Here is a 12,432-nt window from a genome sequence, read left to right on the forward strand (position 1 = left end):
CGCAGCCCGCTGGCTAACCCACCCTACGAAGATGTCACGCCACCGCCGCATCCGGAATGCGGGCGGCTTCCATCGGCGCCTTGCCGCGGATCAGGTCCGAGGCGCGGTCGGCGATCATCATCGTTGACGCATTCAAATTCGCCGAGATCATGCGCGGCATGATCGAGGCGTCGATGACGCGGAGGCCTTCGAGGCCGTGGACGCGGAGCTGGTCGTCGACCACCGCCCAGGTCGAATCCGCCGGACCCATGCGGCAGGTGCAGCCGGGGTGGAAGGTGGTGGTGCCGCGCTCGGTGGCGGCGTGCAAAAATTCGTCGTCGGTGTTGACGTTGGGGCCGGGGAAATCCTCGTAGGCGTAATAGGGCGAGAGCGGCGCGGACTTCAACAGGCGCCGCGCGAGCTTCATGCCGCCGACGATGACGCGGCGGTCGAGCTCGGCGTCGAGATAGTTGGTCTGGATGATCGGCGCCGCGAACGGATCGTTGGAGCGGATGCGGACATAGCCGCGGCTCTCCGGGCGCTGCTGCCAGGAAGCCACCGTCATGCCGGGCTCGTCCTCGAGCTGGCCCTGCACGCCTTCCTTGTAGGAGGCGGGCGTGAAGGTGAGCTGGAGATCGGAGCTCTCTGCACTCTCGCCGGAATGCCAGAAGCAATAGACCATGGTCGGCGACAGCGAGAGCAGGCCGCGACGCGCGGTCGCCCATTTCAGCGCTTCGATCCAGAGCGAGAAGCCGCGGCGGAGCTCGTTGATGGTCTTGATATCCTTCACGCGCGCCACCGTGCGCGGTGCATAGTGGTCCTGCAGGCCCTCGCCGACCGGCAGAGCATGGCGAACGGCGATGCCGTGGGCCTGCAACAGGTCCGGCGAGCCGACGCCGGAGAGCTGGAGCAGCTGCGGCGAATTATAGGTGCCGCCGGAGAGGATCACTTCCTTGTTGGCGCGCACTTCGACCGGCGTGCCGCCGCGGCCGCCCTTGGTGTAGCGGACGCCGACGGCGCGCTTGCCTTCAAAAATGATCTCGGTGGCATGCGCATGCGTGTGCACATGCACGTTGGGCCGCTTCATCGCAGGCTTGAGGAACGCGGTCGCGCCGGAGACGCGCAGGCCGTTGTTGATGGTGCGCTGGCAGTACGAGACGCCTTCCTGGGTCTTGCCGTTGTAATCGGGGTTGCGGGGAATGCCGAGCGAGACCGCGCCTTCCATGAAGGCCTCGCAGAGCGGATCGCGCCAGTCCATCGTGGTGACGATGAGGTTGCCGTCGCGGCCGCGATAGGTGTCCTCGCCCTCACCCACGCGCTTCTCCAATCGCCGGAAGTAGGGCAGCACGTCGGCATAGCCCCAGCCGCGATTGCCCATCTGCGCCCAGGTGTCGAAGTCCATGCGCTGGCCGCGATTGTAGATGTGGCCGTTGATCGAGGAGGAGCCACCGAGCGTCTTGCCGCGCGGCGCATAGATGCTGCGCCCGCCGGTGTAAGGACCGGGCTCCTGCTGGTAGGCCCAGTTGATGCTCTTCATGTGGAAGGTCTTGATGAACCCCGCCGGCAAGTGAATGTACGGATGCCAGTCGGAAGGGCCTGCCTCGAGCACGCAAACGCTGGTGTTGGGATCTTCGCTGAGCCGGCTGGCGAGGATGCAACCGGCCGAGCCCGCGCCGATGATCACATAGTCAAATCTGTCCATGGTGCCTCGGCCGCCCCTAGCGCGGCTTTTCGTTGAGTTGATAGTTCAGATGCGTTTTCACCGTCGGCCATTCGGCGGCGGTGATGCTGTAGACCACGGTGTCGCGCAGCGTGCCGTTCGGCGCGACCTGATGGCTGCGCAGGATGCCGTCCTGCTTGGCGCCCAGGCGCTCGATGGCGCGGCGGCTCTGGTGGTTGAAGAAGTGGGTACGGAACTCCACTGCGATGCAGTTCAGCGTCTCGAAGGCATGGGTGAGCAGCAGCAGCTTGCACTGCGTGTTGAGCGGGCCGCGCTGCGCGCTCTTGCCATACCAGGTCGAGCCGATCTCGACGCGGCGGTTGGCGGCATCGATGTTCATGTAGGTGGTCTGGCCGACAATCTTGCCGGCGGCGTCGAACACGGTGAAGGGCAGCATCGAGCCCGCGGCCTGAAGGCCGAGGCGGCGGTCGATCTCCTTGGCGACGTTCTCCGGCGTCGGGATCGCGGTATACCAGATCGTGTAGAGCTCGCCCTCCTTCACGGCCTCCATCAGCCCCTCGCGGTGCTCTTTCGACAGCGGCTCCAGACGGGCGTGCTGTCCGCGCAGGGTGATGGGATCAGGCCAGGGCATTTTATTGGTCCTCATGATTGTCATTCCGGGATGGTCCGAAGGACCAGACCCGGAATCTCGAGATCCCGGGTTCGGCTCTCCGAGCCGCCCCGGGATGACGATGGCGTACTACGTCATCGTCACTTATTCAAAAAGTTCAACGGCAAACCGCCGCGCGGCCAGTCCATGGCGATCAGTTCGCCCTTGCCCGACAGCGTGATGTAGGCGGTCTTCAGCTCGGGGCCGCCGAAGGCGATGTTGGTGGTGACGCGATCGCCGGTGGGGACCTGCTCGACCAGGGTGCCATCGGGTGCGATTACCGAGATGCAGCCGGAGACGAGGGTGGCGACGCAGACATTGCCGTTGGCCTCGACCGCGAGCGAGTCGAACATCTGATAGCCGCCGAGGCCGCAGATCGGCTTGCCCCGCTCGCCGCGATAGATCACGTCGCGCGGCTTGAGCGTGCCGGGCGCGGACAGCTCATAGGCCCAGAGCCGGCCGGTCGGCGTCTCCGCGATGTAGACGGTGTTCTCGTCCGGCGACAGCCCGATGCCGTTGGCCGGCAGCACGCCGTGCACGACCTCGACAATCTCCTTCATGCCGGGCTTGAGGTAATACATGCCGCCGACATCCATCTCGCGCGGGCGGCGCTTGCCGAGATCGGAGAACCACAGGCCGCCCTGCTTGTCGAAGACGAGGTCGTTCGGCCCGCGCAGATCGTGCTCGCCGCATTTGGTGACGACGGTCTCGACCTTGCCGGATTGCAGGTCGACGCGCTGGATCGAGCCGCCGAGATAATCGTCGGGCTGCGGGCCCGGCATGATCATGTTGCGGGTCGGGATCCAGGAGAAGCCGCCATTGTTGCAGATGTAGATCTTGCCGTCGGGACCGAGCGCGGCGCCGTTCGGGCCGCCCGGCACCTTGGCGACGATCTCCTTGCGGCCGTCGGGGTAGACGCGGGTCAGGCGCTGGCCGCGGATTTCCACCAGCACCACCGAGCCGTCCGGCATCACGACCGGCCCTTCGGGAAATTCGAGGTCGGTGGCGAGAACGCGGACGTCAGACATGGGCTACCCTCCCGGCTTACTTGTTATGGCTTGCACGGGATGTCCGGCCACGGCCCCTCATGCAAGGTTTGCCTGAGGTTATGGCAAAGTAGGTCCACCTTGCCAAGCAAGCCGAATGGTATGCCAGCGTTGCGCGTTACTCTCTTACTGGCAGCCAGATCTCGAAGCCGCCATTGCCGGTTGCGGGATCGAATTTTTCGTCATAGCGCTCGAAGGTCGGCGCATCCGCGGCCTTGAGGCCAGAGGCCGGCAGCCATTGATTCCAGATCGTGTTGACCGTGCGCCTGATCGAGGCGACGTGGTCGGCGTGCGTGAACACCGCATAGCGCTGCTCGGGGATGCGGATGCGGCCGAAGCGTCGCGGCAGGTCGGAGAAATCGGCGACCTCGACGCCGGCGATATAGTCAAAATTGCCGACATCATCGCCGTTGCAGCAGACGCCATAAGCGATGTTGCCAACGCGCGCGGGAATGTCGGCGACCTCCTGGTGGAAGCGCTGCCACAGGCCAGGGATCATGGCGCCGTTGTCGCAGGCGATGCGCTCGGCGGGACCGGCGACGAGGAAGGCCTTTGCGGTTTCGAAACGCGGCGGGGCAAGATTTTCGAGCATGGTGGAGTCCATGAGGATCGGCTCCTGTAGCTTGAGGTGACTGACACATGTCGCGGTCCGCACCGCTTCGGGCGTGACGCCGAACTGGTCGCGGAACGCGCGGGTGAATGCTTCGTGCGAGCCGTAATCCGCCTCCAGCGCGAGGCTGAGAATGTCCGGTGCGCCGTTCGCAAGACTGCGCGCCGCCTCACTCAGCCGGCGTGCGCGCACGTAACGCATCACCGGCAAGCCGGTGGCTGCGGCAAACGCGCGCACGATATGGAACCGCGACACGCCCGAGATCGCGGCGATCTCGTCGAGCGTCATCGGCTCGGCGAGATGGCTCTCGATGTACCAGAGTGCGCGCTGGGCTGGGTTCATGGGTTACGGCTCTCGTTCGAAGCGTGGCGATCATGCGCCAATGCCTCCCATCGCGCTTGATCGGCATTGCTGTCCCCGCATGAGGATAGTCCGGGAATAGCCACTGGCAACGCCCGCGTGTTCGCGGCTACACTCCTTGAAACCGCTCACCAGAAAGGGGAACCGCGTCATGGAAATCACCGATGTGCGGGCGCACCATATCCGCATCCCCTATGACGCCGGCGTCGCGAGCTTTCGCCAGGGCGCGTCCGCCATCTCCGCGCTCGACATGGTGCTGGTCGAGGTCACGACCGATTCCGGGCTGACCGGATGGGGCGATGCCTTCGCCTATGTCTGCCCGCGCACCACGCGGAGCGCCGTCGAGGAGATGATCGCGCCGCAAGCGCGCGGGCTGAAGGTGCCCGATGCCGCCGGCATTCCAGCGGCGATGGAGCAGATCCAGCGCAACCTGCATCTGTTCGGCCGCTACGGCATCACCATGTTCGCGATCTCAGGGCTCGACATCGCGTTGTGGGACCTCGCTGCGAAGATCAAGGGCGTGCCGCTGCACCGGCTGCTCGGCGAGACCAGGCGTTCGTCCATTCCCGCCTATGCGAGCCTGCTGCGGATCGGCTCGCCCGAGAACATCGCCGGCGAATGCAGGAAGGCACTCGCGCTCGGCTATGGCGCCATCAAGCTGCACGAGACCACGACGCCTGCGGTGTTTGCCGCGCGCACGGCGATCGGCCCCAAGATTCCGCTGATGGTCGACATGAACTGTCCGCTCTCAGGCGAGCAGGCGATCGCGTTCGCGAGGGCGTGCGCGGACGCGCAGCCGATGTTCCTGGAGGAGCCGGTCTGGCCGCCGGAAGACTTCGCAACGCTCGCCGACGTCCGCAGCCAGGGCGGGCTCGGCATCGCCGCCGGCGAGAACGCCTGCACCGAATATCAATTCCGCCAGATGATGAACGCGGGCGCGGTGAGCCACGCGCAGCCGTCGGTGACGAAGGTCGGCGGCATCACGGAATTCCTGAAGGTCGTCGCAGCGGCCGATCAGTTCGGCGTCAAGATCGTCCCGCACTCTCCCTACTTTGGTCCCGGCCTGCTGGCGACGCTGCATCTGCTGGCGACCCGCGACGACGGGCTCGTCGAGATGTTCTATCTCAAGCGCGAAGCCTGCCTCTGGGGCGGCCGCGCCGACGCCGATGCCACCGGTCATGTCGCGGTGCCGACTGGCCCTGGACTTGGGTACGAGCCCGATCGCGCGGTGATGGAACGCTATCGCGTGGCGTGATCGCTGCTGCTATTTCGCCGCATCCTTCGGCGGCGGCGCGTCCTGCTTCTTCTTCACGTCCTCAGCGATCTTGGTCTGCGCAGACTGGAGATCGCCGAGCGTCTTCTGCAAGCCGGCGAGGCTCGTCTTCAACGCGTCGATCTGGCGATTTGCCGCATCGAGCTTCTGCTGATGATCGAGGTTGAGCTTGGTGATCGTCTTCTGAAGAAAGTCGACATTGCTCTGCAGGCAGCTGGTGCGCCGCTCCATGGTCTTCTCGACCGTGCAGATCTCGATGCCGGGCACGTCCTGCGCGCAGGCCGGCGCGTTAACCAGCGCGGCGAGCAGCAACATCGCGAAACAAACGCCGGCATTTCGAAGCAACATGAAAGGTTCCTATCTAATCGATCACGTCAATGTGCGCTGTTTGCGCGCAGCCGCCGGAGGCTACCACACTCGTACCGCATTCTCGCGTTGAGCTTGCGCTGTTCCCTCTGACGGGGAACGATGATCCGCGCGCGGGAGAAGTGGGCGCTCTTTCGCGGCTTTGTTTAGGGGAGATTTTTCGAATGGCAACGCGCGATAGACGTCTGGCGGAGTTCGACGGCGCCGGAGAACCGCCACCCGGCCTGCCGGTCGAAGTCTTGTGCGAAGACCACAGCGGAACGTATCAACTGCCTTTCGCCTGCCGCTACGTCGAGGGACGCTGGCAGAACCACGAGGCCGGCATCGCGGTGGAAGCCACCGTGATCGGCTGGCGCCTGCCACGCGTGAAGCACAGCGGCGTGGCCTGACGGGCCGCGCCTGTCTCAAAACGCGACGGGGCCGCGCTCCGTCTTAACCATCGGAACGCGGCCCGAACGAATCACGTCCGAATCAGCGGGAACACCCCGTACGCAGCTGTTCACGGCTAGATGTCGCAAGTAGCCCGAACGGGTACACAATATCTGCGCAGCAGGTGGGCACGGTCGAGCCAATGGCGAGCGCTAAACGTTAACGGCTTCAACGACATGGCAGCTGGAGGGCGACGCCTAAAACCTCGCTCCCAAAACAGGCAGGGCGCCGCCCGGCCTGCCTAATATTCGACCTCGAGCTCCTCGATCTCGGCCGGCTCTTCCCGCGCCGCCGCGATCCATTCCTTCATCTCGGGCATGGCCATGATGGTATCGGCATAGGCCTTCAGCCGCGGCTCGAGCTTGACGTCATAGGTGACGAAGCGCGTCACCACGGGGGCGTACATCGCATCCGCCATGGTGCGCCGCTCGCCGAACAGGAACGGCCCGCCGGATTTCTCCAGGCAGTCGCGCCAGATGAACCAGACGCGGTCGATGTCGGCCTGCGCGCGCGACCAGATCTTGAAGCCGGGGAAGTGCCCTTTCAAATTGACCGGCAGCGAGGCGCGCAGCGTGGTGAAGCCGGAATGGATTTCGCCGCAGATCGAGCGGCAATGCGCGCGCTGGACGCGATCATCAGGCAGCAGGCCGGCTGACGGCATCACATCGTTGAGGTATTCGGCGATCGCCAGCGTGTCCCAGACGGTCGCGCCGTCGTGGCGCAGGCATGGCACCAGGATCGAGGACGACAGTAGCAGGATCTCCGCGCGCGCCGAGGGATCGTCGGGCGCGGTGACGATCTCCTCGAAATCGAGGCCGGAAAATTTTGCCAGCAGCCAGCCACGCAGCGACCAGGACGAATAGTTCTTGCTGCTGATGGTCAGTGTCGCCTTCGCCATAGAACCCTTCCCTCACGCCTGATCGTCGGCATCGCGCAGCCGCGCGGGCGTGCGCATTGCCTGTGCTTCCCGCGAAAAGAGCAGCAAGCGACGTGCCAATTCTGCGGGCGGCCACGTCCGGCTTGGCGTCGATATTGCATAGCAACACGGGGCAACCGGACTTTCAGTATGATGTCGATGTATTATCAGGCCTTTCAGAACCATATGGACCTGACGGCGCCGTGGCGGGCGGGGGCCTCGTCCGCACTCAAATTCCTCCATTTGGTACCGCAGGGCCTGTCGGATCAGGTGGTCGGCCGGCTGTCGGCCGCGCTGGAGCTGATCTCGCGCGCCACCCTCACCTATGACCGCCCGGCCTACGGCATCGACAGCGTCATGGTTGGCAACCGCGAGATCGGCATCACCGAGGAGATCGCCTATGCGACGCCGTTCGGGTCGCTGCTGCATTTCAAGAAGGATGGCGCGCCCGAGCAGCCGCGCATGCTGCTGGTGGCGCCGATGTCCGGCCATTTCGCCACGCTCCTGCGCGGCACGGTGAAGACGCTGCTGCAGGACCACGACGTCTACATCACCGATTGGCACAACCCGCGCGACATTCCGCGCAAGGAGGGGCGCTTCGGCCTCGACGACTACACCGAGCATCTCATCGACTTCCTCGGACAGCTCGGCCCGCGCCCGCACATGGTGGCGATCTGCCAGCCGTCGGTGTCCGCGCTCGCGGCCGCCGCGATCATGTGCGAGGACAACCATCCCTCGCGCCCGGCGACGCTGACGCTGATGGCGGGCCCGATCGACACGCGGATCCAGCCGACCCGGGTCAACGAGTTCGCCAAGAGCCGGCCGATCGACTGGTTCGAGCAGAACCTGATCAATTACGTGCCGGTGCAGTGCCGCGGCGCGCTGCGCAAGGTCTATCCCGGCTTCGTGCAGCTCACCGCCTTCGTCTCGATGAATCTCGAGCGCCACATCAAGCAGCACATGGATCTCGCCAACCACATCGCCAAGGGCGAGAAGGAGAAGGCCGCGAGCATCAAGACCTTCTACGATGAGTATTTTGCCGTGATGGACCTGCCCGCGGAGTTCTACATCGAGACCGTGCGCGACGTGTTCCAGGAGCACCTGTTGCCGCAGGGCAAGCTGATGCATCGGGGACGGCCAGTGAACACGAAAGCCGTCAGCCGCATGGGCCTGATGACGGTCGAGGGCGAGAAGGACGACATCTGCTCGATCGGCCAGACGCTGGCCGCGCAAGACCTCTGCACCGGCGTGCGCGCCTATCGCCGCGTCCACCACATGCAGGCCGGCGTCGGCCATTACGGCGTGTTCTCCGGCAAGCGCTGGAACAACGAGATCTATCCGCTGCTGCGGGACTTCGTGCACGTCAATTCGTGAGCAGGTCCTCCCACCGTCCTGTCACGCCCCGCGGCCAGCAGCGCGCTTGCCCATGCAGAAGACGATGATCGCAAGCGGCACGGCGAGCGCAAGCCAGGACGCCTGATCCCAGATCCCGTCGCCAAGCAGCGCCGAGATCAGGCCAAAAGCGACGACGCAGGCGATCACGACGGGCGCCAGGAATATCCGGACCAAAGGGCGCCTCGTGCCCGTCATCGCGACGCCTCCGCACCCACTGCCAATTGCCGCGCGGCCGCCGCAGCCTGTCGCGCCGGCACCTTGCGCAGCCGCGCCGCCCAGAGATAGAGGCCGCTGCCGAGCACCAAGAGGGTGACGAGATCGAGCAGAGCCCAGATGATCTTCAGCGGCATGCCGCCGTAGTCGCCGAAATGCAGCGGACGCGACACGAACAGCGCCTTGACGTAAAGCGGCATATCCCGCGTTTCGCCAAAGGAGCCGTCGTCGGCATTGATCAACACCGGCTTGAGCAGGCGTGAGGTGAGCGGCTCGTTGCCGCGCAGATAGACGCCGTAATGATGACCGCCGGCGAATGGCGATCCCGGCATTGCGACGGACTGCACCTTCATGCCTGGAGCGTTCGCGAGCGCGGTATCGATCGCGGCCTGCGCGGACGCAAGCTTCGGCGGCACCGGCGCGTTTCGCCACGGGCCGAGCATCGCCACGAGCTCGGTTCGCTGCCAATGCTGCGCAATCTGCTGGGACAGTGTGTTGATGACCCCGGTCACGCCGACGACGAGCGTCCAGGCCAAAATGACGATGCCGAACAGATTATGCACATCGAGCCAATACAACCTGCGTCGCGACCTCATGGTGCCGAAATCCAGGCGGCGCATGAACGGACCGTAGACGACGACGCCGGAAACCGTCGCCGTCAGAAACAGCAGCCCCATCGCACCCAGGAACAGCATGCCCGGCTGTTCCAGAAACAGGTCGGTGTGAAGATCGAGCAGAAACTTGGTGACGGCTCCGCGGACGGTCGCGCCGACATGGAGCACGCGCCCGGTGTGAGCATCGACGCTGACGATAACATCCGTCTTCGGCGAAGTGATCGTCGATGCCATGTAGACGTGCCAGATCGGGTCCTCATCGTCCGCGCCCACGATCGTGATCACCTCGTTCGGCTGTGCCGCCCGGGCAATCTCGAGGACGCGGTCGAAGCTGAGCATCGGCGTGCCCGCGGCCACCGCGTCCGCTTCGACAGTCGCCCCCAGCGCCGCGTCGATCTCGTCGTGGAAAATCAGCGGCAGCCCCGTCAGGCACAGCATGAACAGGAACAGCGTGCAGACGAGGCTCGTCCACTTGTGCGTTTCCTTCCAGATGTGGATCGAACGGGGCGTCATGACGAAACGGCTCTCCCTCGTCACCAGCTATAGCGAACGCTGCCGATCACGGTGCGCCCGGCTCCGATGAAGCAGGAGCTCAGCGTCGTGCACGAGGCGACGTAGTATTTGTCGAACAGATTGGTGGCATTGAGCGCAAGCTGCACGCCGCGCAGCCTGCGATCGAGATTCGACAGGTCGTAGTGGATCGCAGCGTCGAACAGCGTGTAGCTCGGGATCGAGATCATGTTGGCGAGATCGCCATAGGAATCGCCGATATAGCGCACGCCGCCGCCGAAGCCGAAGCCGTTGAGCTGGCCTTGCTGGAACGTGTAGTCCACCCACAGCGCCGCCTGGTTCATCGGCTGGATCGTGAGGTGCTTGTTGAGCTGGCTCGGCGTGTTGGTCCTGGTCGTCAGTGTGTCGGTGTAGGCATAGGATGCCTTCAGCTTCAGCCCCTCGGTCAGGCTGGCCGTCGCCTCGAATTCGCCACCCCGGGACCGCGCCTCGCCGGTCTGCACGCTCTTGCCCGACACGTTCAGATCCGGCGTGACGACATTCTCCTGCGTCATGTCGAACAGCGCTGCGGTCAGGAGCAGGTTGGTCCCGACCGGCTGATACTTGACACCGATCTCGGCCTGCTTGGCCGTGGTCGGGACCAATGCCGCACCGCTGGCGGTCGTCCCCAGGGTCGGCTGGAACGAGGTGGCGTAGGCAATGTACGGCGCCACACCGGAGTCGAACACGTAGTTCAGCCCGGCGCGCCCTGTGAATGCCTGGTCGTCCTGGCCCTGCTTCGTCTTTGCAATGAAATTCAACGTGTCGGTGGAGACCCAGTCACTGCGGCCGCTCAACGTCAGCCGCCATCCGCCGAGCGCAATCTGGTCCTGCGCATATAGACCGGTCTGGTCCTGGCGCTGGCCCGTGTTGGTGCCGGTCGCCGGCATCGCGATCGACGCACCATAGACCGTGTTGTTGAGATTGATCGACGGTGCCGCGCCGATGCCCATATTCAGCTCGCTGGTGATGTGACGGTAGTCGAGCCCCGTCAGCACCGTATGGGCGAGCGCGCCGGTCGAAAAGCGGGCCTCTGCCTGATTGTCCATGGTGAACGCGTCGGCGTTTTCAGGAAACTTGAAAGCAGCGCGCGCGAGGGTGGCGAAATCGCCCGTGGCGGAATTGGGATAGGGGTTCAAGCCTGCCGCGCCGCCGCCAGCGACCGCATAGGTGTTGGTCTGGAGGTTGAAGTAACGGACGTTCTGCCGCACCGTCCAGATCTCGTTGAAAGAATGCTCGAACTGGTAGCCGACCCATGCCTGCTGGCGGTCGAAATGATCGAAGCCGGGCTCACCGAGGAACTTCGTCATCGGAATGCGTCCGTTGGGGCTCGGCAGCAGCGTGCCCACGGCCGGATAGAACTGCAGCGCCAGGCCGGTGATGTCGCGCTGGTAGCCGCTCAGGAACGTGAAGGTCGTGTCGAGATCGGGCCTCCAGGTGAAGGACGGCGCGATAGCGCCGCGGAAATCGTTGACGAAATCGACCTGCGTGCCGCCGCCATGCAGCGTGCCGGCGATGCGCCAGTACAAATCGCCCTTCTGACTGACGCCACCGACGTCGAAATTGGTCTGGGCCCTGCCCCAGCTATCGCCGAGAACCTCGACCGAGTTGACCGGCGTCGCCGTCGGCAGACGGCTGACGAGGTTGACCATGCCGCCCGGCGCGACCTGTCCGTAAAGTGACGATGACGGTCCTTTCAACACCTCCACCCGTTCGAGCAAAGCAAGATCGAGCTTCGGCTGGCCGAACTGGCTGGCGCCGTAGGGGAGCTGCATGCCGTCGAGATAGAGCACCGGCTGAAAGCCGCGGATGCGGAGCGATTCAAAGCGCGTGTCGTTCGGGCTGTTCGTGACAATACCCGGCGTGTAGCCCACGGCCTGCACCACGGACCGGGCACCCTGGTCGCGGATCTGATCGCTGCCGATCACCGAGACCGACTGCGGCACTTCGAGGATCGGCGTGTTGGTCTTGGTACCGGCCAATGTTCGATGCGCGACATATCCCTCGATCGGGCCATTCCCCTGCCGGAACGTGCCCCGGCTTGCCGCCGTCTCGACGCGTGCCGCTTCGGTACCCTGGCCCGGTGCAACCCTTGGTCGGGCGGCGCGCGCACCGCGCGACGTCCGGGTCGCCTGGCCGCGCGATGGCGCACGCGGCTTCGGTGCATCGACCGTAACGGGAGGCAGCGTCGCCGCGGATCCCTCTCTCGTCGCCGGTGTTTGCGCGACACCCGCGGTCGCATACCCCGCCAACGCCACCCCTAGCAAAGCAACAAACGGAGCCTTCGCTCCACCGCTCGAAATTCCCACCAGCACGCCCCATTCCACTTCCGCAACAGCGGTAAACTGATGG

General features: G+C 64.8%; 12 protein-coding genes. 3 read left to right on the forward strand and 9 right to left on the reverse strand.

Features of this window, described 5'->3' with window-relative positions:
* Nucleotides 1-34 precede the first annotated feature (34 nt).
* From WN72_RS37610 to WN72_RS37625, 4 genes are all read right to left on the reverse strand, one after another.
* Nucleotides 35-1,681: a GMC family oxidoreductase gene (locus WN72_RS37610; RefSeq protein WP_092212790.1), complete on the reverse strand. Its 1,647-nt coding sequence runs from the start codon at nt 1,679-1,681 to the stop codon at nt 35-37.
* Between the two features lie 16 nt (nt 1,682-1,697).
* Entirely contained in the window at nt 1,698-2,291 is a 594-nt protein-coding gene (locus WN72_RS37615; RefSeq protein WP_092212792.1) for a GNAT family N-acetyltransferase, read from the reverse strand.
* A gap of 119 nt (nt 2,292-2,410) precedes the next feature.
* Nucleotides 2,411-3,337: an SMP-30/gluconolactonase/LRE family protein gene (locus WN72_RS37620; RefSeq protein ID WP_092212794.1), complete on the reverse strand. Its 927-nt coding sequence runs from the start codon at nt 3,335-3,337 to the stop codon at nt 2,411-2,413.
* Between the two features lie 136 nt (nt 3,338-3,473).
* Nucleotides 3,474-4,307 carry an AraC family transcriptional regulator gene (locus WN72_RS37625; protein WP_092212796.1) on the reverse strand — a complete coding sequence of 278 codons (834 nt, stop codon included), beginning with the start codon at nt 4,305-4,307 and terminating at the stop codon, nt 3,474-3,476.
* 169 nt (nt 4,308-4,476) lie between these two features.
* Between WN72_RS37625 and WN72_RS37630 the strand changes: the two genes are divergently transcribed.
* Nucleotides 4,477-5,580 (forward strand): mandelate racemase/muconate lactonizing enzyme family protein, encoded by a 1,104-nt coding sequence (locus WN72_RS37630; protein WP_092212798.1) that lies wholly within the window; start codon nt 4,477-4,479, stop codon nt 5,578-5,580.
* Between the two features lie 9 nt (nt 5,581-5,589).
* On the opposite strand, the gene WN72_RS37635 is transcribed toward WN72_RS37630, so the two are convergent.
* Nucleotides 5,590-5,946 carry a hypothetical protein gene (locus WN72_RS37635; protein WP_027560735.1) on the reverse strand — a complete coding sequence of 119 codons (357 nt, stop codon included), beginning with the start codon at nt 5,944-5,946 and terminating at the stop codon, nt 5,590-5,592.
* A gap of 182 nt (nt 5,947-6,128) precedes the next feature.
* On the opposite strand from WN72_RS37635, the gene WN72_RS37640 reads away from it, so the two are divergent.
* The gene (locus WN72_RS37640) at nt 6,129-6,353 is read left to right on the forward strand and encodes a hypothetical protein (protein WP_011089440.1); all 225 of its coding nucleotides are present in this window, start codon (nt 6,129-6,131) and stop codon (nt 6,351-6,353) included.
* A 281-nt stretch (nt 6,354-6,634) separates the two neighbouring features.
* Here WN72_RS37640 and WN72_RS37645 read toward each other — a convergent pair whose 3' ends face one another.
* Nucleotides 6,635-7,291, reverse strand: coding sequence for a glutathione S-transferase family protein (locus WN72_RS37645; RefSeq protein ID WP_027560736.1), 657 nt, complete (start codon nt 7,289-7,291; stop codon nt 6,635-6,637).
* Between the two features lie 168 nt (nt 7,292-7,459).
* Between WN72_RS37645 and WN72_RS37650 the strand changes: the two genes are divergently transcribed.
* Nucleotides 7,460-8,683, forward strand: coding sequence for a polyhydroxyalkanoate depolymerase (locus WN72_RS37650; protein WP_027560737.1), 1,224 nt, complete (start codon nt 7,460-7,462; stop codon nt 8,681-8,683).
* Between the two features lie 21 nt (nt 8,684-8,704).
* Here WN72_RS37650 and WN72_RS37655 read toward each other — a convergent pair whose 3' ends face one another.
* Genes WN72_RS37655 through WN72_RS37665 form a run of 3 tightly spaced genes read right to left on the reverse strand, consistent with a single transcriptional unit; the run spans nt 8,705 to nt 12,332 of the window.
* On the reverse strand, nt 8,705-8,899 hold the full coding sequence (locus WN72_RS37655; protein ID WP_092212800.1) for a hypothetical protein: 195 nt from the start codon (nt 8,897-8,899) through the stop codon (nt 8,705-8,707).
* Nucleotides 8,896-10,044, reverse strand: a complete 1,149-nt coding sequence (locus WN72_RS37660; protein ID WP_092212802.1) for a PepSY-associated TM helix domain-containing protein — start codon at nt 10,042-10,044, stop codon at nt 8,896-8,898. Before WN72_RS37660 ends, WN72_RS37655 begins: the two co-directional genes overlap by 4 nt.
* A gap of 20 nt (nt 10,045-10,064) precedes the next feature.
* A complete protein-coding gene (locus WN72_RS37665; protein ID WP_167380622.1) occupies nt 10,065-12,332 on the reverse strand; it encodes a TonB-dependent siderophore receptor in 2,268 nt (755 codons plus the stop codon).
* Nucleotides 12,333-12,432: the final 100 nt, after the last annotated feature.

It is taken from the genome of Bradyrhizobium arachidis (genome assembly GCF_015291705.1).
Taxonomy (GTDB): domain Bacteria; phylum Pseudomonadota; class Alphaproteobacteria; order Rhizobiales; family Xanthobacteraceae; genus Bradyrhizobium; species Bradyrhizobium arachidis.

What these genes read in the sequence shown, in the direction of transcription:
- WN72_RS37610 (WP_092212790.1), bottom strand. Translation starts at nt 1,681, where the DNA reads ATGGACAGATTTGACTATGTGATCATCGGCGCGGGCTCGGCCGGTTGC.
- WN72_RS37615 (WP_092212792.1), bottom strand. Translation starts at nt 2,291, where the DNA reads ATGCCCTGGCCTGATCCCATCACCCTGCGCGGACAGCACGCCCGTCTG.
- WN72_RS37620 (WP_092212794.1), bottom strand. Translation starts at nt 3,337, where the DNA reads ATGTCTGACGTCCGCGTTCTCGCCACCGACCTCGAATTTCCCGAAGGG.
- WN72_RS37625 (WP_092212796.1), bottom strand. Translation starts at nt 4,307, where the DNA reads ATGAACCCAGCCCAGCGCGCACTCTGGTACATCGAGAGCCATCTCGCC.
- WN72_RS37630 (WP_092212798.1), top strand. Translation starts at nt 4,477, where the DNA reads ATGGAAATCACCGATGTGCGGGCGCACCATATCCGCATCCCCTATGAC.
- WN72_RS37635 (WP_027560735.1), bottom strand. Translation starts at nt 5,946, where the DNA reads ATGTTGCTTCGAAATGCCGGCGTTTGTTTCGCGATGTTGCTGCTCGCC.
- WN72_RS37640 (WP_011089440.1), top strand. Translation starts at nt 6,129, where the DNA reads ATGGCAACGCGCGATAGACGTCTGGCGGAGTTCGACGGCGCCGGAGAA.
- WN72_RS37645 (WP_027560736.1), bottom strand. Translation starts at nt 7,291, where the DNA reads ATGGCGAAGGCGACACTGACCATCAGCAGCAAGAACTATTCGTCCTGG.
- WN72_RS37650 (WP_027560737.1), top strand. Translation starts at nt 7,460, where the DNA reads ATGATGTCGATGTATTATCAGGCCTTTCAGAACCATATGGACCTGACG.
- WN72_RS37655 (WP_092212800.1), bottom strand. Translation starts at nt 8,899, where the DNA reads ATGACGGGCACGAGGCGCCCTTTGGTCCGGATATTCCTGGCGCCCGTC.
- WN72_RS37660 (WP_092212802.1), bottom strand. Translation starts at nt 10,044, where the DNA reads ATGACGCCCCGTTCGATCCACATCTGGAAGGAAACGCACAAGTGGACG.